Origin of the sequence: Luteimonas viscosa, from assembly GCF_008244685.1 — a bacterium.
GTDB lineage: Bacteria > Pseudomonadota > Gammaproteobacteria > Xanthomonadales > Xanthomonadaceae > Luteimonas > Luteimonas viscosa.
Genome location: NZ_VTFT01000001.1, coordinates 1,721,350 through 1,743,381, shown reverse-complemented (window position 1 = coordinate 1,743,381; position 22,032 = coordinate 1,721,350). Strand labels below are relative to the sequence as shown.

General features: G+C 71.8%; 19 protein-coding genes. 11 read left to right on the top strand and 8 right to left on the bottom strand.

The features are described from left to right. Window positions 1–39 precede the first annotated feature (39 nt). The gene (locus tag FZO89_RS07750) at window positions 40–915 is read right to left on the bottom strand and encodes an alpha/beta fold hydrolase (RefSeq protein WP_149102711.1); all 876 of its coding nucleotides are present in this window, start codon (window positions 913–915) and stop codon (window positions 40–42) included. 262 nt (window positions 916–1,177) lie between these two features. On the opposite strand from FZO89_RS07750, the gene FZO89_RS07745 reads away from it, so the two are divergent. Next, window positions 1,178–2,605: a serine hydrolase domain-containing protein gene (locus FZO89_RS07745; RefSeq protein ID WP_187471080.1), complete on the top strand. Its 1,428-nt coding sequence runs from the start codon at window positions 1,178–1,180 to the stop codon at window positions 2,603–2,605. 417 nt (window positions 2,606–3,022) lie between these two features. Here FZO89_RS07745 and FZO89_RS07740 read toward each other — a convergent pair whose 3' ends face one another. Next, window positions 3,023–3,865, bottom strand: coding sequence for a class I SAM-dependent methyltransferase (locus FZO89_RS07740; RefSeq protein ID WP_149102709.1), 843 nt, complete (start codon window positions 3,863–3,865; stop codon window positions 3,023–3,025). Window positions 3,866–4,138: 273 nt separating this feature from the next. Between FZO89_RS07740 and FZO89_RS07735 the strand changes: the two genes are divergently transcribed. From FZO89_RS07735 to FZO89_RS07710, 6 genes are all read left to right on the top strand, one after another. Further along, entirely contained in the window at window positions 4,139–4,948 is an 810-nt protein-coding gene (locus FZO89_RS07735) for a M15 family metallopeptidase domain-containing protein (RefSeq protein WP_149102708.1), read from the top strand. A gap of 577 nt (window positions 4,949–5,525) precedes the next feature. Further along, complete coding sequence (locus FZO89_RS07730) at window positions 5,526–6,125, top strand: hypothetical protein (protein WP_149102707.1); 600 nt, start codon at window positions 5,526–5,528, stop codon at window positions 6,123–6,125. A gap of 172 nt (window positions 6,126–6,297) precedes the next feature. Continuing rightward, a complete protein-coding gene (locus FZO89_RS07725; protein WP_149102706.1) occupies window positions 6,298–6,612 on the top strand; it encodes a hypothetical protein in 315 nt (104 codons plus the stop codon). Between the two features lie 57 nt (window positions 6,613–6,669). Continuing rightward, complete coding sequence (locus tag FZO89_RS07720; RefSeq protein ID WP_149102705.1) at window positions 6,670–7,947, top strand: TolC family protein; 1,278 nt, start codon at window positions 6,670–6,672, stop codon at window positions 7,945–7,947. A gap of 38 nt (window positions 7,948–7,985) precedes the next feature. Next, window positions 7,986–9,221: an efflux RND transporter periplasmic adaptor subunit gene (locus tag FZO89_RS07715; RefSeq protein ID WP_425480461.1), complete on the top strand. Its 1,236-nt coding sequence runs from the start codon at window positions 7,986–7,988 to the stop codon at window positions 9,219–9,221. Then, window positions 9,211–12,411, top strand: a complete 3,201-nt coding sequence (locus tag FZO89_RS07710) for an efflux RND transporter permease subunit (RefSeq protein WP_149102703.1) — start codon at window positions 9,211–9,213, stop codon at window positions 12,409–12,411. Before FZO89_RS07715 ends, FZO89_RS07710 begins: the two co-directional genes overlap by 11 nt. Before the next feature lie 21 nt (window positions 12,412–12,432). On the opposite strand, the gene FZO89_RS07705 is transcribed toward FZO89_RS07710, so the two are convergent. After that, window positions 12,433–13,059, bottom strand: coding sequence for a TetR/AcrR family transcriptional regulator (locus tag FZO89_RS07705; protein ID WP_149102702.1), 627 nt, complete (start codon window positions 13,057–13,059; stop codon window positions 12,433–12,435). 78 nt (window positions 13,060–13,137) lie between these two features. Here FZO89_RS07705 and FZO89_RS07700 point away from each other — a divergent pair, with 78 nt between their 5' ends. Then, entirely contained in the window at window positions 13,138–14,274 is a 1,137-nt protein-coding gene (locus FZO89_RS07700; protein ID WP_149102701.1) for an MBL fold metallo-hydrolase, read from the top strand. 586 nt (window positions 14,275–14,860) lie between these two features. Here the strand turns inward: FZO89_RS07700 and FZO89_RS07695 are convergent. Beyond that, complete coding sequence (locus FZO89_RS07695; protein WP_187471079.1) at window positions 14,861–15,985, bottom strand: AraC family transcriptional regulator; 1,125 nt, start codon at window positions 15,983–15,985, stop codon at window positions 14,861–14,863. Between the two features lie 163 nt (window positions 15,986–16,148). On the opposite strand from FZO89_RS07695, the gene FZO89_RS07690 reads away from it, so the two are divergent. Further along, complete coding sequence (locus tag FZO89_RS07690) at window positions 16,149–16,964, top strand: DUF2306 domain-containing protein (RefSeq protein WP_187471078.1); 816 nt, start codon at window positions 16,149–16,151, stop codon at window positions 16,962–16,964. A 146-nt stretch (window positions 16,965–17,110) separates the two neighbouring features. Further along, window positions 17,111–17,959, top strand: coding sequence for an arylamine N-acetyltransferase family protein (locus FZO89_RS07685; protein ID WP_149102698.1), 849 nt, complete (start codon window positions 17,111–17,113; stop codon window positions 17,957–17,959). A gap of 212 nt (window positions 17,960–18,171) precedes the next feature. On the opposite strand, the gene FZO89_RS07680 is transcribed toward FZO89_RS07685, so the two are convergent. From FZO89_RS07680 to FZO89_RS07670, 3 genes are all read right to left on the bottom strand, one after another. Further along, a complete protein-coding gene (locus FZO89_RS07680) occupies window positions 18,172–18,957 on the bottom strand; it encodes a hypothetical protein (RefSeq protein WP_149102697.1) in 786 nt (261 codons plus the stop codon). Window positions 18,958–19,006: 49 nt separating this feature from the next. After that, a complete protein-coding gene (locus tag FZO89_RS07675) occupies window positions 19,007–19,222 on the bottom strand; it encodes a hypothetical protein (RefSeq protein WP_149102696.1) in 216 nt (71 codons plus the stop codon). 118 nt (window positions 19,223–19,340) lie between these two features. Then, window positions 19,341–20,894, bottom strand: coding sequence for an N-acyl-D-amino-acid deacylase family protein (locus tag FZO89_RS07670; protein WP_187471077.1), 1,554 nt, complete (start codon window positions 20,892–20,894; stop codon window positions 19,341–19,343). A gap of 505 nt (window positions 20,895–21,399) precedes the next feature. On the opposite strand from FZO89_RS07670, the gene FZO89_RS18755 reads away from it, so the two are divergent. Further along, window positions 21,400–21,807 carry a hypothetical protein gene (locus FZO89_RS18755; RefSeq protein ID WP_262378569.1) on the top strand — a complete coding sequence of 136 codons (408 nt, stop codon included), beginning with the start codon at window positions 21,400–21,402 and terminating at the stop codon, window positions 21,805–21,807. Here the strand turns inward: FZO89_RS18755 and FZO89_RS18750 are convergent. Beyond that, window positions 21,759–22,022, bottom strand: coding sequence for a hypothetical protein (locus FZO89_RS18750; protein WP_262378568.1), 264 nt, complete (start codon window positions 22,020–22,022; stop codon window positions 21,759–21,761). The two genes, FZO89_RS18755 and FZO89_RS18750, sit on opposite strands and share 49 nt — an antisense overlap. Window positions 22,023–22,032 lie beyond the last annotated feature (10 nt).

Sequence of the window (22,032 nt, the reverse complement as noted above, 5' to 3'; positions counted from 1 at the left end):
GCGGACCCGCCTGGCGGGATGCGCCGCGCCAAGTGCGCTTCATCCCGTAGCGTCGGTCCCCGCGCTTCCCCGATTCCGGCGTATGAACTCCACCATCAGCGACGCCGCCTGCTCCGCGTGCGTCTCCAGCAGCAGGTGGCCGCCATCGAGCACGTGCGCCTCCATCCTCGGCAGGGCGCGCATCCACGACAGCACTTCGTCGAGTTCGAAGTAGATGTCGTGCCGGCCCCAGACCATCAGCGCCGGCGGCTGGTGGCGTTCCAGATACGCAGCGATGTCGTCGAAGCGCTCGGCGTAGCGGCCGTAGTCGGCGATCAGCGCCCGCTGCGTTTCGAGGTGCCCGGGCCGTTGCATCACCCGCCAGTCCTCTTCCCAGTGCGCGGCGGGAATGCGCGCGGCCACCTCGGCGGGAACGCCGGAGACGTAGGTGTCGCGCGTGCCTTCCAGGCTTAGGTGCGCGGTGACTTCGGCTTCTAGTTCCGGGGTGGGCCGCTCCCAGTAGGCGCGCGTCGCGGCCCAGCCCTCGCCCCAGCCCGAGCGGTGTGCGTTGGCGTTCTGCACGATCAGGCCCAGCACCTGCTCCGGCGCGTCCATCGCCACGTGCAGGCCGACCGGCGTGCCCCAGTCGTGCAGGTAGATATGGCGCGGCCCCACGCCGAGCCGATCCAGCAGTTCGACGATCGCCTCGCCGATGCCGTGGAAGGTGGCGTCGGGCATGGGGTCGGAGTCGCCATGGCCGGGCAGATCGGGCGCGATCACGTGCGCGGCCTGTGCGAGCGCGGGCGCGACCTGCCGGAACATGCGCGAAGAGTTCGGCGTGCCGTGCAGGAGCAGCAGGGCGGGCGCGTCCGGGTCGCCGGCCGTCGAATACGACAGGTCGCGGCCGCTGGACAGGCGCAGGCGTTGGGTCTTCATCGCGCGATCGTGTGGTGTGCGACCGGGACGAATCTAGGGAAGCGGCGTTAGCGGTGGGTGAGCGCGGCGTGGAGGCAGCTCGTGTGCCGTGCGCGGGCGTCCGAATGCGACCACGCGAAGCCCATTGCCGCCTCCCGGCGGACCCGGTGGTGACCGCGCTGGATGCACGGCGACTTCGCTGGGGTCGCGATCGGCGACTTCCGCTGCAACCGGCGTCATGATCGCCGCATCCGCTTCCACCGAACCCTCCAGAGCCGCCGCCATGTCCCGTGCCTTCGCCCTGCTCCTCGCCTGTTGCCTGCCGCTCACCTCGCTGGCGCAATCGCCCCCCGCGCCGACCGCCACTGCCGCGCCGGCCTCCGAATCGGCTGTCGATCCCGCACGGCAGGCGCTGGACGCCTGGCTGGCGGCGTTCAACTCCGGCGAACGCGCGCCGCTGGAGGCCTATCGCGAGCGTTGGAAGCCGGACATGGACGTGGACCGGATGCTGGAGTTCCACGCCGAGACGGGCGGGCTGCGGCTGGTGCGGCACGAGCCCTCGGAACCCGGCAAGGCCTACGCGCTGCTGCAGGAGATGGAATCCGACACGGTCGCGCGCATGCAGATGACGGTGACGCCGGGCGAGCCGGCGCGCCTGGAGATCCGCACGATCGATCCGCCCGAGGACCTGCGCGTGGCGCGCATGACGGCGTCCGCCGCCATCGATGCACTGGTGGCGAAGGCCGATGCGCAGGCGGCGAAGGACGCGTTCTCCGGTGTGCTGCTGGTCGCCGATGGCGATGACGTGTTGCTGCAGCGTGCATGGAACCGCGCCGGCGCCCCTGCCGATGCGCCGATCACGCTGGACACGAAGTTCCGCATCGGATCGATGAACAAGATGTTCACTGCCGTCGCCACGCTGCAACTGGTGCAGGCCGGCAAGCTGTCGCTGGACGGCACGGTGGGCGAATACCTGCCGGGTTATCCGAATGCGGAGATCGCGAAGGTGACGATCCGGCAGTTGCTGACGCACTCGGGCGGCACCGGCGATTTCTTCGGGCCGGAGTTCGATGCGCAGCGGCTGTCGCTGAAGACGCACGACGACTACGTGCGCCTGTTCGGTGCGCGCGCGCCAACGCATCCGCCGGGTGCCGAGCAGCGCTATTCGAACTATGGCTTCCTGCTGCTCGGCGCGATCATCGAACGGGCCAGCGGACAGTCGTACTACGACTACGTCGACGCGCACGTGTTCGCCCCTGCCGGGATGCAGGGCAGCGGATCGCTGCCCGAGGACGTGGCCGTGCCGGGCCGCGCGACCGCCTACATGCGCAAGGACGGCGCCTGGACCGATGCGGCCGACACCTTGCCGTATCGCGGTACCGCCGCTGGCGGCGGCTACAGCACCGCCGGCGACCTGCTGAAGTTCGCGCGCGCCCTGCTGGCGGGCACGTTGCTGTCGCCGGAGCTGCTGGCCGAGGCCACGCGCAACCAGACCCCGTGGTACGGCTACGGATTCATGTCGCGCGAACAGGACGGCGTGCGCATGTTCGGTCATGGCGGCGGCGCGCCGGGCATGAATGGCGACCTGCGCGTCTATCCGGCGCAAGGCCTCGTGGTGGTGGGACTGGCGAACGTGGATCCGCCTGCCGCCAATCGCCTCGTCGATTACTACCTGCTGCGCAGGCCGCTGCCGGCGACGCTTGCACGGTAGCCGGAAGACGGGTCATTCGTTCTGGGGAAACCCCCGGCTTTGCCGGGGGACTGGCGATGGTTCGACCTTTCCGGCGGTCGGCTTTGAAGCCCCTCTCCCACTGGGAGAGGGGTTGGGGTGAGGGTACGGCGAAGCCGCGATGGTTCAGTTGTCCGGTCTTCGCCGTGCCCTCATCCGCCCTTCGGGCACCTTCTCCCGGAGGGAGAAGGGAAGTGCATGCCGTTTTCAAGCGAGGCATGGTTTGATTGCCCCTTTGAGGGGCTCACCCCTTTAAAGCCCACGGCTTTGCCGGGAGATACTCACTGGGGGTCGGGTGCAGTCCTCGTGGTCTGCACACTGGCCGTGGCGTCGGCGCGAGCCGGGTCGCGCTGTTCGACACGGGCGGCTAGGGGGAGTGTCGATGCATCCGGCGCGCGTTCAGCGCCGCTGCGCCAGCGCCCCGTCCAGCGCCAGCCGTGCCTGGAACCCGGCCTTCTCCAGCCGCCGCGACACCTCGCGCGGCACGTCGCGCCCGCTGGTGAGCCTGTTGGGCATGCCGGTGTAGTGGAACAGCCTGCCGCCCCTGCGCAGCACGCGCGCAAGCTGGTCGTAGAAGGCCTGCGAATAGAGTTCGCCGGCGATGCCGAAGCGGGGCGGGTCGTGCAGGATTGCGTCGAAGCCGGCGTCGGGCAGGCGTTCGATTTCCTGCACCACGTCGCCATGGCGCAGGCGCAGCCGTCCGCCGTGCGCGGGCGCGTCCGGATCGGGCGACCAGGGGTTGAGCGTGCGCAGCCACAGCACGTCTTCGCTCTTCTCGAACGAAAGAATCTCCGCCGCGCCGGCCTCCAGGCAGCACGCGGCGAAATAGCCGAGCCCGCCGCAGGTGTCGAGCACGCGAAGCCCGCGCGGTGCGACCAGCGCCACCTTGCCGCGCGCGTCCTCGTACGGCGAGACCTTCGCGGTCGGCAGCATCTTGATGCCGTCGATCTCGAAGGTCGGCGGGCCCCAGGAGGTGGGCACCAGCTTGTAGAGCGCCCGGCCATAGCGCGAGGCGGGAACGAACGCTGCGCCATCCCAGTAGTGGATGCTGCGGTCCTTGAGGCGTTCGGGGTAGGGGAAGTCGCGGTCCTGCCAGCGCCAGTGCGTCGGCGCGAGGGTCGCCTGCGTGGTGGTCCGCCCCAGGTCCAGCGAACCGGACCAGATGCCGGCCCCGGCATCGCGCGCGGCGCACAGCGCGTCGGCGACGTCGCGGGTCAGCAGGGGTCCGGTGGCGTGCGGCACGGGCGGGGGGTGTCGACGGGGGGCGCCATCGTAACCGCTGCGGCGGCCGCGACCGGCACGGCGACTACGCGGCGGGCCGGCGCGTTGGGCCCGTGCGATGCGTGCCGGAAACGCACGCGCGCGCCGACTGCGATCCGACGCGCGAAGCATGGGGTCGGCAACCGTTCCGGGCCTGATCGGGGGAGGGCATCGCCAAGTGGCTCGGGGTCCGTTGTCCGCCCGGGCACCGCCGCCGCGTTGCTTCTGGCACAGGGGCCTACCGGAGTCGCGATCATGACGCCGACCGACCTGCAACGCCTGCTCGCCGCCGCCGGCCACTACACCGGCGCCATCGATGGCGAGATCGGCCCCAAAAGCCTTGCCGCCATCGATGCGATCCTGACCGCGCATGCGGCCGAATGCACCTCCGATCCCGCGAGGTGGTCGGCCAGGCGCCGCTCGGCCGGCGCCGCGCAGCTGGCGCTCAGGCACGCCGGCTGCGACCCCGGCGTCATCGATGGCTACGCCGGCAACCAGACCACCGGCGCGCTGCTGCAGTGGAACCATCGCCAGGCCTACGGCCGCGACCTGGTGCTGGACACCACGCGTACAGGGCCGGCCGTCGACAGCGGCTTCCCGAAGCAGTCCGGATGCAACGGGTACTACGGCGCGCCGGGGCCGGCGGTGGAGCGGCAACTGGTGATGGTCGACCTGCCGTTCCCGATGCGCCTGGACTGGAACCTGTCCCGGCGGGTGACGCGGGTGCAACTGCACGCGCGCTGCGCCGAGAGTGCCCTCGCGGCGATGAAGGAAATCCTGCGCAAGTACGGCCTGGACGAGCTGCGGCGCCTGGGACTGGACCGCAACGCGGGCACCTACAACCCGCGCCGCATGCGCGGTGGTTCGGCGTGGTCGATGCATGCCTACGGCTGCGCCTGGGATTTCTTCGCCGGGCCGAACGGCCTGACCACGCGCTGTCCGCAGGCGTTGTTCTGCGGGCGCGAGTACAGAAAGTTCTTCGACATCTGGGAGGCGCACGGCTGGATCTCGCTCGGCCGCGCCATCGGCCGCGACTGGATGCACGTGCAGGCGGCGCGGCTGTGAGCGCGCGCACCGCGTCGCGCGGGCGGCCGCGGTTCACCGCCGGGCGGGCCTGACCCGACCGCAAGCGCTTTTTCCCCGGTCGCCGGCCGTCGCGGCTTGCGCGCAAGCGGATTCCGGTCGCGCGCAAAGCAAGTCCGGCGACGCGCAAGCGGAATCCGCTCGCGCCCGCAGTGGCGAGTGTCACGCGCGGACGCAGTTCGCTCGCGCGCAAGTGGGATCCGGTGGAACGCAAGCAAGACCCGGTTGCGCGCAAACGGAATCTGTTTGCGCCCGGAGTGAAGGAGAGCCACGCGCGGGTGCAATCTGCTGGCGCGCAAGCGGAATCCGGCGGCGCGCGACTAGTCCTTGCCCGCGCGCAAGCCGCGCTGTCTTGCGCGCGAGCGCAATCCAGTTGCGCGCAAGCCGGATCGTGCGGCGCGTGGGGTGCGTCTGCTTGCGTGCCGCGCATATCGATGCAGCTCCGCGCCGCAAACCGTCTTCACCTCGATCGAAGGCCCGCGTCGCCACCATGTCGTCGACAGAGGCGCAGGGTTGCAAGGCGCCCCCGGCCATTTCGAAGACATCACGAGGACACCCGATGCTGCTTTCCAGGAGTTCCGTTCGTTCCCATTCGCACCGCGCGCCTGCGTCGGCTCCGCTCGCCTTGCTGACGGTCGCGCTGCTGGCGGCGTGTTCGCCGGCACCGGAACCGGCGCAGGACGCGTCGCGCGATACGGCGCCGGCTACCACGGCGCCCGCGCCCGTCGAGGTTGTGGAGGGACCGGGCGCGACTGCACCCGGCGACGAAACGATCGGCGGCGACGGCTCCGAAATCCGGCTCGACGCGCTGACCGAACAGGACCTCGCCGACGCCGACCTCTCCGGTGAACTCGCCTGCAGCTTCTCCGCCGACGATGCGGCGCCGATCCTGCTCGCCCGCGGCATGGTCGCCTCGGGGGAACCGGCGCAGGGCATCGTCAAGGTCGCGGGCTACGTGGAAGTGATCCGCGCACCCGGCGGCTTCGACGGCATCCTCGAGAATCCCACCTTCACCGGGCAGGGCAAGACCATCGTCATCGCCGTGACCGGCCCGGCGACCGGCGGTGGCGAATCGCCACCGCGCCCGGCCACGCTCACCTACCAGCGCGCCGATGGCGCCAGCCGCACGTTCGACGGGCGCTGGCAGTGCGGCCCCTGAGCGGATCCTGACGGCAGGTGCGTGCGCCCGCGAGCACGCGCTCGAGGCAATGAAATTGTGTACCCGCCGCGGCGTTCGCTAGGGTGCGCCGATGTCCGGTCGTTTCCCTCGTCTCCGCCATGTCCGTGCCCGTGCGCTCCGCGCAGCCCTGCTGGGGCTGCTCGCGCTGTGCATGACGGTGCAGGGCGGCCTGGCGGCCGTGGGCGAACTGCACGACGTGGTCGCGCATGCCGACCAGTCCACCCTCCATGTCGAACACGCATCCGGCCAGGACGACGCAGCCGCAGCCGCGGGCGACGCGCCCGCCGACACGCTGCATGTCCTGCTCCACTTCGCCCACTGCTGCGGCCATGCCGCCGGCCTCGATCCGCCGCGCATGGGGGCTGACTGGTCGCCCGCGTCCGGGGCGCGGCCGCTGACGGCCATGGCCTCGCCCGCGCTGCCGCCGCAACTGCGCCCCCCGTTCCGACCTCCGATCCAGGCGTAAGGCCCGACTGGCCAGACGGCCAGCTTCCCGTCCTGTCCGCTTCATCGGAGCACTCCCATGCGATTGCGATCCACGGCCGTGGCCGTGTGCGTCGCGGCCTGCGCCGCGACCTGGCCGGCGTTGGCCGCCGAGCCCCTGACCCTGGACGACGCGTTCGCGCGCGTCGCCGACACCCATCCCGAACTTCGCCTGTTCGGTCCGCGGCGCGAGGCGCTGGACGCCGAACTCGAGCGCGCGTCCGCGAGGCCGGCGTACGTGGCCGGCGCCACCCTCGAGAACGCCTTCGGCAGCGGCGCCGCCAGCGGCGTGGACCACGCCGAACTCACCCTGAGCCTGGCTTCCGTGCTCGAGCGCGGCGGCAAGCTGGACGCGCGGCGCATCCTGGCGCAGGGCCGGATCGATGCGCTGGCGATCGAGCGGGAAACCCGCCGCCTGGACCTGCTGGCCGAAGTGGCGCGCCGCTACCTGGCCGTCGTCGTGGCGCGGCAGCAGGCCGGCATCGCCCGCATCGACATCGCGCAGCGCCGGCGCACGGTCGATGCGGCCCGGCAGCGACACCGCGCCGGCGCTTCCCCGGAATCGGTGGTGCTCACCGCGCAGGCGGCGCTGGCCGGCGCGGAGCTGGACCAGGCGCGCGCGGAGCAGCAGGCGCTGGCCGCGCGCCAGCACCTGGCGGCGATGTGGGGCGAGCAGGCGCCCGCGTTCGACGTCGCGGACGTCGATGTCCTGCGCCTGGACGACGTGGCGGAGTTCGCGGAGCTCGCGCAATGGCTCGAGCGCACGCCGGAACTGGCGCGTTTCGCCGATGCACGGCGCATCGGCGAAGCACGGATGCAGCTGGCGCAGGCCGAGGCCAGCGCGGATGTCGAGTGGCAGCTCGGCGTGCGGCGCCTGCAGGCCAGCGACGACTTCGGCCTGGTCGCGGGCGTGTCGGTTCCGCTGGGCGCATCCGCACGCGCGCAACCGGGCATCCGCGCCGCGCGCGCCGAGCTGGCCGCGCTGGGGATCGAGCGCGAAGCCGCCGGGCTGTCGCTGTACGCCACGCTTGCCGAAGCGCACGGTCGTTACCGGGTCGCGCAGCTGGAGGTGTCGCGCATCGGCGATGACGTCCTGCCGCGACTCGCGCGCGCGCAGGCGTCGGCGGCCACGGCCTACCGCGCCGGCGCGGCGAGCTACCTGGAATGGGCCTCGCTGCAGGCCGAACACACCGCGGCGCTGCGCCGGCAGCTCGACGCGGCCCTCAACGCGCAGCGCGCCCTCATCGAGATCCAGCGACTGACCGGCCAGGCGTTCCTCGCCGGCCCGGCGCCGTCGACGCAAGGAGCCACGCCATGACCCCTGCTTCCGCACCGCGGCCGCGGCTGGCTGGATGGATGCTTGTGCTGTCCCTGTTCCTGTCGGCATGCGGCGACGGCCACCGCGACGGCGATGGCCACGGCCATGCGGACGAGGAGGCGCACACATCGGACGAACACGCCCGGGCGGGGGAACACGGCGGACGCCTGCTGGAGCAGGACGGGTTCGCGGTGGAACTGGCGATCGCCGAGGACGGCGCCCCGCCGAAGTACAAGGCCTGGCTGTATCGCGATGGCGAGCCCTTGCCGGCCACCGCGGGCAGCATGCAGGTCGAGCTCGAACGCCTCGGAGGCGTGCGCGAGCGCCACCGGCTCGAACCGCAGGCCGACGGCAGCCTGATGGCCGCGTCGGTGGTGGGCGAGCCGCACTCGTTCGACGTGGAGGTGCGGGCCAACATCGACGGCGAGGCTCTGCGCTGGAGCTACCCGAGCTACGAAGGCCGCACCACGATCGCCGCGGACGTGGCGAAGGCCTCCGGCATCCGGGTGGCGCCGGCCGGGCCGGGCACCATCGCCGACGAGCATGAAGTCCAGGGGCTGCTGACCCCGGTCGAAGGCCGCGTCGCCAGCGCGACCGCGCGATTCCCCGGCCCGATCCGCAGCCTGCGGGCGAGCGTGGGCGATGCGGTGCGCGCCGGGGAGCCGCTGGCCACGATCGAGAGCAACCTCAGCCTGAGCACGTACACCGTCGCCAGCCCGATCGCGGGGGTGGTCACGCAGCGCAACGGCACCGTCGGCGGCATGGCGACGGAGGGCATGGGGCTGTTCGAGATCGCGGACCTGTCGACGCTCTGGGTCGACCTGCACATCTTCGGCGCCGACGCGCAGCACATCCGGCCGGGGGTGCCGGTCGCGGTCACCCGGCTCAGCGACGGCGCCACCGTCACCACGACGCTGGAGCGTGTGCTGCCCGGCACCGCGACCGCCAGCCAGAGCACCGTGGCCCGCGCCACCCTCGACAACGACGATGGATCGTGGCGGCCCGGCAGCGCGGTGACGGCGCGCATCACGGTGGACCTCGAGCCGGTCGAGCGGATGGTGCCACTGGCCGCCGTGCAGCGGTTCCGCGACTGGGACGTGGTGTTCGTGCGGGTCGGCGACACCTACGAGGTCCGGCCGCTGGAACTGGGCAAGCGCGACGGCGAACGGGTGCAGGTGCTGTCGGGCCTGGACGCCGGCGCGATGGTCGTGGTCGAGCAGAGTTACCTGGTGAAGGCCGACATCGAGAAATCGGGGGCCTCGCATGACCACTGACAGGCGCGGCGCACTCGAAGCGATCATCCGCTTCGCCATCGCGCAGCGGTGGTGGATGCTGGCCTCGACGCTGGTGCTGGTGGGCGTGGGGATCTGGAGCTTCACCCGGCTCCCGATCGACGCCACGCCCGACATCACCAACGTCCAGGTGCAGATCAACGCCGAAGCCCCGCGCTACTCGCCGCAGGAGGCCGAGCAGCGGGTGACGTTTCCGGTCGAGACCGCGCTCGCCGGCCTTCCGGGGCTCGACTACACCCGTTCGATCTCGCGTTACGGGCTGTCGCAGGTCACCGTGGTGTTCGAGGATGGCACCGACCTCTACTTCGCCCGCCAGCTGGTGGGCGAGCGGCTGCAGCAGGTGGGCGCGCGGCTGCCCGCAGGCATCGAGCCCGCGATGGGGCCGATCGCCACCGGCCTGGGCGAGATCTTCATGTACACGGTCGAAGCCGATCCGGCGGCACGCAAGGACGACGGCACGCCATGGACCGCCACCGACCTGCGCACCCTGCAGGACTGGGTGATCCGCCCGCAGCTTCGCGACACGCCGGGGGTGACCGAGGTCAATACCATCGGCGGGTTCGAGCGGCAGATCCACATCACCCCGGACCCGGCCAGGCTGGTGGCGCTCGGCCTGACCCTGGGCGACGTGGTGGCTGCGGTCGCCGCCAACAACGAGAACGTCGGCGCCGGCTACATCGAGCGCAACGGGCAGCAGCTGTTGGTGCGGGTGCCGGGCCAGGTGTCCGGGCTGGACGAGATCCGCGCGATCGTGCTCGACCGGCGCGGCGGCGTGCCGATCCGCGTGGGCGATGTCGCCAGCGTCGGCGAAGGGCCGGAGCTACGCAGCGGTGCCGCCACCCAGAACGGGCGCGAGGTGGTGCTGGGCACGGTGATGATGCTGGTCGGTTCCAACAGCCGCGACGTGGCGCAGGCCGCGGCCGCCCGTCTGGAGCAGGCCGCCGCCAGCCTGCCGCCGGGCGTGACCGCCAGCGCGGTGTACGACCGCACCGCGCTCGTCGACCGCACCATCGCCACCGTCTCCAGGAACCTGCTCGAAGGCGCGCTGCTGGTGGTCGTGGTGCTGTTCGTGTTGCTGGGCAACTTCCGGGCGGCACTGATCACCGCGGCGGTGATTCCGCTGGCGATGCTGTTCACCATGTCCGGGATGGTGCGCGCCGGCGTGTCGGGCAACCTGATGAGCCTGGGCGCGCTGGATTTCGGCCTGATCGTCGATGGGGCGGTGATCATCATCGAGAACTGCCTGCGCCGCTTCGGCGAGATGCAACGCGCGCTGGGCCGGACCATGACCGACGCGGAGCGCCACGACGTGGCGGCATCCGCCACCGCCGAGGTGATCCGGCCGAGCCTGTTCGGGCTGGGCATCATCACTGCGGTCTACCTCCCGGTCTTCGCGCTCACCGGGATCGAGGGAAAGATGTTCCACCCGATGGCGATCACCGTGGTGCTGGCGCTGAGCGGAGCCATGGTGCTGTCGCTGACCTTCGTTCCCGCCGCGGTCGCGGTGTTCCTGGGCGGCCGCGTCGAGGAGAAGGAGAACCGGCTGATGCGCTGGACCAAGCGCCGCTATGCGCCGGCACTCGCCTGGTCGTTGCGCCATCGCGGCATCGTGCTCGGAAGCGCGGTGGCGCTGGTGGTGGCCTGCGGCCTGCTGGCCACCCGCCTGGGCACCGAGTTCATCCCGGACCTGGACGAAGGCGACATCGCCCTGCATGCGCTGCGCATCCCCGGGACGGGGATGGACCAGTCGGTGCGCATGCAGATCGCCCTCGAGGAGCGGATTTCCCGTTTCCCGGAAGTCGAACGCGTCTACAGCAAGATCGGCACCGCGGAAGTGGCCTCCGACCCGATGCCGCCGTCGGTGGCGGATACCTTCCTGATCATGAAGCCGCGGGACGACTGGCCCGATCCGCGCAAGCCGCGCGCGCAGCTGATCGCGGAGATCGAGACCGCGGTGGGCGGATTGCCCGGCAACAACTACGAGTTCACCCAGCCGATCCAGATGCGGATGAACGAGCTGATCTCGGGCGTGCGCGCGGAAGTCGCGATCAAGGTCTTCGGCGACGACCTCGACACGCTGGTCGCCGTGGGCGGACAGGTCGCCGACGTGGCCCGGTCGATCGCCGGTGCCGCCGACGTGAAGCTGGAACAGACCACGGGCCTGCCGCTGCTGACGGTGACGCCCGACCGGGTGGCGCTGGCCCGCTACGGACTGAATCCGGGCGTCGTCCAGCGGACCGTCGCCACGGCGGTGGGCGGCGAGGTCGCCAGCCAGCTGTACGAGGGCGATCGCCGCTTCGACATCGTGGTCCGGCTGCCGCAGCGGCTGCGGCAGGATCCGGTGGCGCTGGCCGACCTGCCGATCCCGTTGCCGGCCGATTTCAGCGCCGACGAGGCCGGCCACCCTGCGGTCGGCGGGGTGGGCGCGCCGCGCACCGTGCCGCTGCGCGAGGTGGCGGCAATCGACATCGTCGAGGGCCCCAGCCAGATCAACCGCGAGAACGGCAAGCGCCGGGTGGTGGTGGTCGCGAACGTCCGCGGCCGCGACCTGGGCGGGTTCGTCGAGGAACTGCAGGCGCGGGTGGCGAGCGGGGTGGAGATTCCGCCCGGGTACTGGGTGGCGTACGGCGGCACCTTCGAGCAGCTGATCTCGGCCAGCCGGCGCCTGGCGGTGGTGGTGCCGGTGACGCTGGCGCTGATCTTCGGGCTGCTGTTCATGGTCTTCGGATCGGCCCGGGATGCGGCCATCGTGTTCAGCGGCGTGCCGCTGGCGTTGACCGGAGGCGTGCTGGCGCTCGCGCTGCGCGGCATTCCGCTGTCGATCTCGGCGGGCGTGGGCTTCATCGCCCTGTCGGGCGTGGCCGTGCTCAACGGGCTGGTCATGATCAGCTTCATCCGCAGGCTGCGCGAGCAGGGCGATCGCCTGGAGATCGCGGTGGTGGAGGGCGCACTGACCCGGCTGCGGCCGGTGCTGATGACCGCGCTGGTGGCGTCGCTGGGATTCGTACCGATGGCGTTCAACGTCGGTGCCGGTTCGGAGGTGCAGCGGCCGCTGGCGACCGTCGTGATCGGCGGCATCCTCTCCTCGACCCTGCTCACCCTGCTGGTGTTGCCGGTCCTGTACCGCTGGCTGCACCGGGATGCGGATTCACCCCGGGCGCGGGAGGCCTGAGCGGGCCGGCGCGGCGCGGCTTCAGCCGTAGCGTGCCAGGAACATCTCCACCGCCGATTCGGCCACGGCCGCCTGCTGCGCTTGTGTCAGCGGCGGCTGGCCCATCGCCACCTGCGGCCAGAACGCGACGCCCTTGACCAGCGATTCGAGCTGCATCGCGGCGAAGGCGGAATCGCCGGTGCGCAGGCGGCCGTCGGCGGCGGCGGCGCGCACCCAGGCGGTCATGGCGTGTTCGCGCTGGCCGAGCAGTTCCACCAGCTGGCGCGCGAGGTCGGGAGAATGCAGGCCGGCGACGATGGCCACGCGGGCCAGGTCGGCGAAGTCGGGCTGGTGCAGCAGGCGCAGCTTGCGAGCCACCAGGTCCAGCAGTTGTTCGCGCAGCGGGGCGTCGGCGCGGTAGGGCGTGGCCTGCTCGTCGCCGCCGCTGGCCATCATCGCGTCGACGATATGCAGGAACAGCGCGTCCTTGCTGGCGAAGTGGTTGTAGACCGTGCGCTTGGAGACGCCGGCGCGGGCGGCGACGCGATCCATGCTGGTGGCCTCGAAGCCGGCGGCGCGGAACTCGGCCACGGCGGCATCGACGATCGCGGCGCGCTTGCGGTCGGTGAGGCGGGTGGGGGCGTCTGGGCGGGCGGGACGGGAGGCCATACGACAAAGTTTACACCGGGCAGTTTACTTTCCGGAATCTGGTAATTAAACTGCACAGTGTAGTTTCCGGATCCCGCCATGACCGCCCCTTCCCCGACGCGCCGCCGCACCCGCGGGCGCCGCCTGATCGCCCTGACCCTCGCCTTCGGAGTCCTCGCCGTGAGTGCCTGCAGCCTGTCGTTCGTCCGCACCAACCAGCCCCTGGCCGACTATCCGGCCTCGCCGCAGGCCGCCGATGGCCGCTTCAGCAACCCCAGGCCGCGCCCGCCCGATGGCCTGGCCTTCATGGCGCGGGTGCTGTGGGACTTCACCTTCAACAAGCCTGCCAGCACGGTGCCGGCGACGCCGCCGGTGGTGCTGCCGCTGACCCGCGCGGCGCTGGAGGCGGCGCCGGATCGCAGCCTGTTCCGGCTGGGGCATTCGACCCTGCTGATCAAGCTGCGCGGCGGGTTCTGGATCACCGATCCGGTCTTCGCCGAGCGCGCCTCGCCGTTCGCATGGATGGGCCCGAAGCGCTTCCACGCGCCGCCGATCGCGCTGGACGAGCTGCCGCCGCTGCGCGGCGTGCTGCTGTCGCACGACCACTACGACCACCTCGACCGCGATGCGGTGGTGGCGCTGGCCGCGAAGACCGAGGTGTTCCTCGCGCCGCTGGGCGTGGGCGACCGCCTGGTCGCCTGGGGCGTGCCCGAGGCGAAGGTGCGGCAGTTCGACTGGTGGCAGGAGACCGAACTCGACGGGCTGCGCATCGTCTCGACGCCGGCGCAGCATTTCTCCGGGCGCGGCCTGTTCGATCGCGACCGCACGCTGTGGACCTCGTGGGTGCTGCTCGATCCGCCGACCGGCGAAGGCGATGCCGGCCTGCGGCTGTTCTTCAGCGGCGACACCGGCTACTTCGACGGCTTCGCCGAAATCGGCCGCCGCTTCGGCCCGTTCGACGTGACCCTGATGGAAACCGGCGCCTACGACCGCAAGTGGGCCTTCGTGCACATGCTGCCCGAACAGACCGTGCAGGCGCATGCCGACCTGCGCGGGCGCGTGCTGCTGCCGATCCACAACGGCACCTTCGACCTGGCCATGCACGCTTGGGACGACCCGTTCGAACGCGTCAGCAGGCTCGCCGCCGACCAGGGCCTCACGCTGGCCACGCCGCGCATGGGCGAACGCGTCGACCTGGCCGCGCCGCAGCCGACGACGGCGTGGTGGCGGGAATGAGCATCTCCCGGCGAGGCCGGGGGCCTTGACGAAGTGTGGTCGCCCGAACGCGCTGTTTCGCAATCATTCGTTGGGGGAAACCCCGGTCTTTGCCGGGGGACTGTCGATGGTTCGACCTTTCCGGCGGTCGGCTTTGAAGCCCCTCTCCCACTGGGAGAGGGGTTGGGGTGAGGGGACGGCGAAGCCACGATGGTTCAGTTGTCCGGTCTTCGCCGTGCCCTCATCCGCCCTTCGGGCACCTTCTCCCGGAGGGAGAAGGGAAGTGCATGCCGTCGATGGTTCGACCTTTCCGGCGGTCGGCTTTGAAGCCCCTCTCCCACTGGGAGAGGGGTTGGGGTGAGGGTACGGCGAAGCCACGATGGTTCAGTTGTCCGGTCTTCGCCGTGCCCTCATCCGCCCTTCGGGCACCTTCTCCCGGAGGGAGAAGGGAAGTGCATGCCGTTTTCAAGCGACGCATGCTTCGATTGGCTCCTTTGAGGGGCTCACCCCTTTAAAGCCCCCGGCTTTGCCGGGATATTTACTCGAGCAAGGCTCAGCCCCTCGCCGTCGTCCCCGCGAAAGCGGGGAGCCAGTGTCGTGCCGGACCTCAGGCGGGCTGTCGGCCCGCGACATCATCGGGAGCGGGCCGTGCGCTGCGGTATTCGCCTGGCGTGCAGCCTTCCGCGGCCTTGAACGCGCGGTGGAACGCGCCGAGCGAGCCGAACCCGCTTTCCAGGCCCACGACCAGGGTCGACCAGCCATCGCAGTCGGGATCACCCAACATCGCGCGGGCATGGTCGAGCCGGTAGCGGTTGACGTAGTGGGCGACGTTGCGGTGCCCGAGCACGTCGTGGATGGCGCGGCTGATGCGGTACTCGCCCACGTCCAGCGCCTGGGCGAGGTGGCCGAGCTTGAGGTCGGTGCGCAGCCAGGGGCGTTCGCTGCGCATGTGCTGTTCGAGCGTGCGGGCGAGCGCGCGGTCCTCTGCGCGGACCGCGGTCGGCTCGGCGTCGCGAAAGCCGGCCGGCGGCGCCTGTGCGGACGGGACCACGTTCGGTTTTTCGTCATCGGCCCGCGCTGCGAGATCTTCGAGCGGGTGCCGCAGGCGCCACGCCACCAGGCCCTGGCTGACCAGCAGGATCAGCACCGCCGCCACCGGATCGCCACCGGCCTGCCAGGCGCCGGTGCCTTGCGGGTCGAACATCGCCGTGCCCAGGCTGACGACCAGCACGCAGCCGCCGTAGCTGGCGACGAACAGCGCGCGCATGCCGCGTTCCACGCCGCGGTGGGTACGCCAGCCGCGCAGGCCCTCCCACAGGGTGAGCATCAGCACCGTGGAGCCGAGCAGGCCCAGCATCTCGCCCACCGCGGCGGTGGCCAGCGGCGAGCTGCCGTCGCCGGCGCGCGCGAGCTGGGCGAGGACGATCAGCAGCGCCACCGTGCCGGCGAAGGCCAGGTGCGGCGCGCCGAACGGCCGTCCGGTCCGGAACAGCGCGCGCGCCACCAGCCAGTAGCCGTTGCAGGTCACGCAGCCGCCGATCGCGAACAGCAGCGACCAGGTTGCGACGTCCGGGCCGATGAGCCTGCGCGCCATCGCCATCGCGATCGAGGCGCAGAACAGCGCCCAGACCCAGCGCAGCGGCGTGCGCTCCCGCGAGAACAAGGTCAGCAGCAGCCACAGCGTGGACAGGCAGACCGCCGTGGCCTGCAGCGCCGGAATCCAGGCCTGCACGGATGGTTCCCCTCCTGGAGCGGGCATCGACGGCCATCGTCGGCCGCGTGCGCCGCGCCGTCATCGCCCATAGGTCACGAGCGCTTGCCGGGTTCCGAAATCGGCAGGACAAGCGGCGTCGCTCGCGGCCATGTTGCGTGCCGACCAACCACGGGGCCAACACATGTCTGTTGCAGAGCCGACTTTTTCCGTTTCCACCCTCCCTTCCCGCAGCCTGGCGTGGGCGGCCCGCGGCTGGTTCGCGATCGCCCTGGCGGGGCAATGGCTGTTCGCCGTCTACATCCTGTTGGCGCTGGTGCAGCCACTGGCACTGGGCGATGGCGACGCGGTCAACCGCACCGGCCTGATCACCGGCCATGTCGCCGGCGATGGCGTCGGCAATGGCGTGCTGCTCGCGCACGTGCTGGCGGCGGCGTTGCTGTCGCTGGGCGGCCTGCTGCAGTTGCTGCCGTGGTTGCGCCGCCACTGGCCGGCGTGGCATCGCTGGGCTGGCCGCGGTTTCATGGTGCTGTCGCTGGCCGGCGCCGGCAGCGGGCTGTTCCTGGTCTGGGTGCGCGGCTCGCGGCTGGGGGACGCTTCCGCGATGGCGGTGACGCTCAACGGCGTGCTGATCGTGGTGGCGGCGGCGATGGCGTGGCGGCTGGCGCGGCAGCGGCGGTTCGCCGGGCACCGGCGCTGGGCGATCCGCGCGCTGCTGCTGGTGAGCGGCGTGTGGACGATGCGCCTGGGCTTCATGGCCTGGTTCATCCTCAACCAGGGCCCGCGCGGCAACACGCCGCGCATGGACGGCTGGTTCGACATCGCCTGGAGCTTCGGCTGCTACCTGCTGCCGCTGGCCGTGGCCGAACTGTATTTCCGCGCCGAACGCGCCGGCCCTGCGGTGCGGCGCGCGGTGGCGGCGGTGCTGGCGAGCGGCGCGCTGTTGACGGCGCTGGGCGTGTTCGGCGCGTGGCGGATGATGTGGGGGCCGCATCTGTGATGGAGCGAACGCGGGGCCGTGAGTCCGGACGCGTTCTGCGCCATGCGGAAACACGGGAGGAAGGCCCGGCGGCGATCCGTCGCCGCCTTGACCTCAACTGCGCTTGAGGCCGTATCGTGCGGCCAGCCCGTTACCGCGATGCCGCCATGTCGACCAACCTGAAGGATCCCGGACCCTACCTCGCCCGCCTGGGCTTCGATGCGCCGCCACCGCCGACGCTGGACACCCTGCGCCAGCTGCAGCTGCGCCACACCGCGGCCTTTCCGTTCGAGACCATCGCCACCCTGCTGCGCCAGCCGGTGCCGGTGGACCTGCCGTCGCTCGAGCGCAAGCTCCTGCACGACGGACGCGGCGGCTACTGTTTCGAGCTCAACCGGCTGTTCCTGGCGCTGCTGCAGCATCTCGGCTTCGATGCGCGACCCCTGACCGCGCGCGTGATCGAAGGCGCCGCGCCGCTGGCGCGCACCCACCTGCTGCTGCTGGTGACGATCGACGGCGTGGCCTGGACCAGCGATGTCGGCTTCGGCGGCATGGTGCCGACCGCGCCGCTGCGGCTGGACACCGAGGCCGTGCAGCCCACCCCGCACGAGCCCTACCGGTTGCTCGCGCGCGACGGTGGCTGGCTGCTGCGCGCGCGGGTGGCGGGCGACTGGCGCGACCTGTACGCCTTCGACCTGCAACCGCAGCTCGACATCGACCTGGAGGTCGGCAGCTGGTACGTGTCCACGCATCCCGGTTCGCCGTTCCTCGGCTACCTGCGCGTGGCGCGAACCGGCGCCGGCATCCGCAAGACGCTGGCCAACGGCCGCTACACCCTTCACCGCCTGGGCGCAGCCAGCGAGCGTCGCGAACTGGCCGATGCCGACGCGGTGATGCAGGTGCTGCGCGAAGAGTTCGAGTTGCGCCTGCCGGACGGTCCCGCGTTGCGCGAGGCGCTCGAGGCCCGGTTGGCGGCTGACACCGAGACGCGCGACAGGACGTCGGCATCGGCGTAGGGCGGTGCCGCGTGCGTCTTCTGCGCATGCGTCGAGCGGACGTTGCTGCGCGTGGGGCCGCGGCAGGCGCTGCAGCTGCGGCAATGTCGGCGGCCACCCCGCGGCTGGGGCCGTCGTCGAGCGACCTGCTTCTTCTTCGATGGAACCGACCCCTCGCGTGCGGATCGCGCGTGATCCGGACGACGGCGTTGCCGCGCCCGCCATCGCGGCGGTCAGTTTCCCGGCGCGGCCACGCCCCCCGCATTCGGCAACAGGCCGCCCGGATGCCTGCGGCGCAGCATCAAGGTCTGCGCCGCCAGGGCCACGGCGATGCCCACGGCCACCCATGCGGCGACATCCGCGCCGGCCAGGTCGCTCGCCGATTGCCTCGCGTGGACCGCGGCCAGCGCCCACAGCGCCGCGGCGACATAGACGACGTTGCCGCGCATGCGCTGGTTGAGCACCAGCAAGGCGAGGGCGGCGACCGCGAACAGGACGAGGCTCCACGGCAACTGCGCATCGGGTGGCAGCAGCCCGTACGCCACGATCACCTGCGCCAGGTTGAGGAAGGCGGCCAGCGTCAGCCAGCCCGCGTGCAGCGACAGCGGAAGCCAGGCCCAGGTCCACTGGCCGCGGCGTGGCGAGGCATCGCGCGACAGCAGCACGGCGCACCACACCAGGCATGCCATCGCGGCGAAGATCACCAACAGGCACAGCCAGAACTGCTGGTAGGAGAACAGCGGCATCCAGATCGTGGTGAGCAAGAACCCCGCCGCGGCCCAGGGCGCGACGCGGCCCAGGGTGGTGTCGCGCCTGCGATCGCCGCTGGCCTGCCAGCCGGCGTAGGCGAGGTCGAGCAGGAAGATCAGGCCCCAGATCGAGAACGCGTAGCCCGCCGCCACCAGCAGGGTGGGATAGCGATCGGACACGGTGCCGTTGTCGGGACCGAAGGCGCCGGTATTGGACAGCCAGGCCACGACCGGCATGGCGAGCGCGGTCAACAGGACGAGCAGGCGCATGCCGGTTGCCTGTGTTGTGATCGGCGACGCGGACGCATCCGGCCCGCGCTCAGGGCTCGCCGAAACTGCGGCTCGCCTGCGCGGCCGGACGCGGGGACGGCGCCATGTCGATGTGCTCGCCGGCGAGGATGGGATCGCCATGCGGCGGGGTCCGCGCACCATCGTCGCGCGGCGGGGCGGCATGTGGTCCGGCCTGGTACCGCTGCCAGGACTTGTAGGCGACAAAGCCGAGCGCGCCGGCCGCGAGCAGTTTCAGGAATCCCATGTCCGGTCTCCGTCGAAAAGCGGGCGCTCAGGGTGGACCAGGCCGGGTGATCCGGGCGTGACCGCGAACGGTGCGGACGTCGCAGTCCTGCCGCTGCGCGCCGTGCCCTCGTGGACGATCAGCCCCCCGGTCCGGCGACGGCCGCGCGACGCCGCAGCAGCCGGCCCGCGATGCCGGTCCGCTCGCCTGCTTCGAACGCCGTCACGCCATTCACCACCACCAGGTCGAAGCCCTCGGCCGGCGCGAACGGGTCGGTGTAGTCGGCGCGGGCGCGGACGCGCGTCGGGTCGAACAGCACCAGGTCGGCCATCGCGCCTTCGCGCAGCACGCCGCGGTCGTGCAGGCCGAGGATCGACGCGGGCAGGCCGCTGGCCTTGCGCACCGCTTCCTCGAGCGGCACGCGCGGATCGCGCACCACGAATTCCTCGATCCATCGGGCGAACGTGCCATGACCGCGCGGATGACGGCCGACGGGGGAGCCGTCGCTGGCGATGGCCACGAACGGATCCTGCAGCAGTCGCGCCTGCAAGGCCTCGTCCATCACGAAGTGCGCGGCCCTGGCGCCGCCGGGGCCGAGGTCGAGCAGCACGTCCGGGTACGCCCGGCCCGCGGCTTCGGCGACCTGGGCGAGGGTCCTGCCGGCGTGCTCGCCGCTGCCCAGCAGCAGCGCGCCGGGACCGTTGCGGCGGACCATGCGCTGTTCGAGTGCGGCGCGCAGTTCGTCGCGCCGCGTCGCCAGCACCTGCGCGTAGTCGTTGGGCGGCAGCGCCCACTCGGGAAACAGGATGGCGATGCCGGTGTAGCTGGCGGTATAGGGATAGGCGTCGGCGGTCAACGGCACGCCGGCGTCGCGATACCGGCGCAGTGCGGCGAGCAGCGCGTCCGCGCGTGCCTCTCCCTGGCCGTACACCACCTTGAGGTGGGAAACATGGGTGCGCGCGGGGCGGCTGGCGTCGACGTGCTCGGCGATCGCCGCCTCGACGCGATCGTCGTCCTCCGAGCGCAGGTGGCTCGCGGCCACGCCACCGTGGCGTGCCACCACCGGGCCGAGCGCGGCGAGTTCGTCCGCCGCTGCATAACGGCCGGGCACGTACTCCAGGCCGGTGGACAGCCCGAACGCGCCGGCGGCGAGGTCGGCATCGAGCAGTGCGGCCAGGCGCGCGATCTGCGCGGCCGACGGCATGCGCGTGCCGTCGTCGATGCCGGCCAGGCGGCGCAGGCTGCCGTGGCCTGCGGCGGTGGCGACGTTGATGTCGGGGGTGGCGCGCGCCATCGCTTCGAACCACGCCGACAGGCTGTCGTCGCCCGGGCTGCTGCCGTCCTGCCCCAGCACGACGGTGGTGGCGCCCATCGCCAGGTGGCTGGCGTACGACTGTTCGCGCGGATCGCCGTGCGCATGCAGGTCGATGAAGCCGGGTGCGAGCACGCGACCGCCGCCTTCGACGATGCGCACGCCACGCAGCGCACGCGCGCCGATGCGACCGATGCGTTCGATGCGTTCGCCGCGCACCAGCAGGTCGGCGGTCCGCGCCGGCGCGCCGGTGCCGTCGACCAGGCGCACGTCGCGGAACAGCAGGCCTGGCGCATTCGCGGCCCGGGCGCGCACGGGCAGGGCCGCCATCGCGGCGCCGGCGGCGATCGCGGCGAGGAAGGCGCGGCGCGGCAACGGCATGCGGGAGTCCTGTCGTGACGGCAATGCGCGCAGTATGGAAGCCGCGATGGGCGGCTGCCACCCAGCCGGCGAAGGACGCGCGCACCGTGTGCCGTCTGCCGGACGCGGTCGAGCGTCCCGTCGCACCGGCAGGCGTGGGCGGATGCCGGCGGCGCACGATCCTGCCATCCGCATCCGCATCCGCATCCGCATCCGGCCCTCGTGCATCGCCCGCCCAGGACGCCTGCCACGCGACGCGTCCCGCGCCATCCATGGTGTCGCGGCGTCGCCCGCCCCGCATCCGCGGCGCCGGCGTCCCTGTGCGCCGGGCACCGGTAGGCCGGCGGCGTCCTTCACGGGCCCTTTCCCGCGATTCACGCTAGGATCGGCGCAGGGAAACGTTCGCGGGCCGGTGGTTGCCGGCATCGGGTGGCGCAGCGGGATCCATCGGACGGACTGCATTGCAGCGAGCCGGGTTCCTTCGGCGTCGCGACCCACCTTCGCCGCGAACGGCGGGAGGCGCGCAATGGATGACGATGTCCACATCGAACTGCGCCGCGAGGCCGGCGGGCGCCTGCATGCGCACGTCAGCGGCACCACCACGCTGGCCAACACGCTCGCCTACTGGCGCGCGATCGCGGACGCGGTGGAGGCGCAGCCGGCGCGCCAGCTGCTGCTGGTGGACGAGCTGACGGGGCCGCCGCTGAGTGCCGAAGAGTGGCGCACGCTGGTCACCGAGGTCGGCCCCCGGCTGGGCGAGCTGCGCATCGCGCACGTCAAGCCGCGTGGCCTGGACACGGTGGAATACTGCGTGCTGTCGGCGATCGACGCGGGCCTGCAGGCGCAGGTGTTCGTCGATCCCCAGAGCGCGAGCCTCTGGCTGAGCTACGGCCAGGAAGAAGGCGCACGCCCGCGTCCCGACGGCGGACGCTGAGCAAGCCACGCAGGCGCCTGGCGCCCGTCTCCAGCCTGGCGTGGACGCAAGCGGGCGCGTCGCTGCAGCAGCAGCGCCACCGCGCCGAGCCAGCCGACGATCAGCGCGATCACCGCCTTCTGCGACAGCCCGCGGGGCAGGTCGCGCCACAGCGCCAGCACCCAGATCGCGGCGAAGCAGGCCAGCGCCCAGGGAAACAGCCAGCGCACGTGCACGCCACTGCGG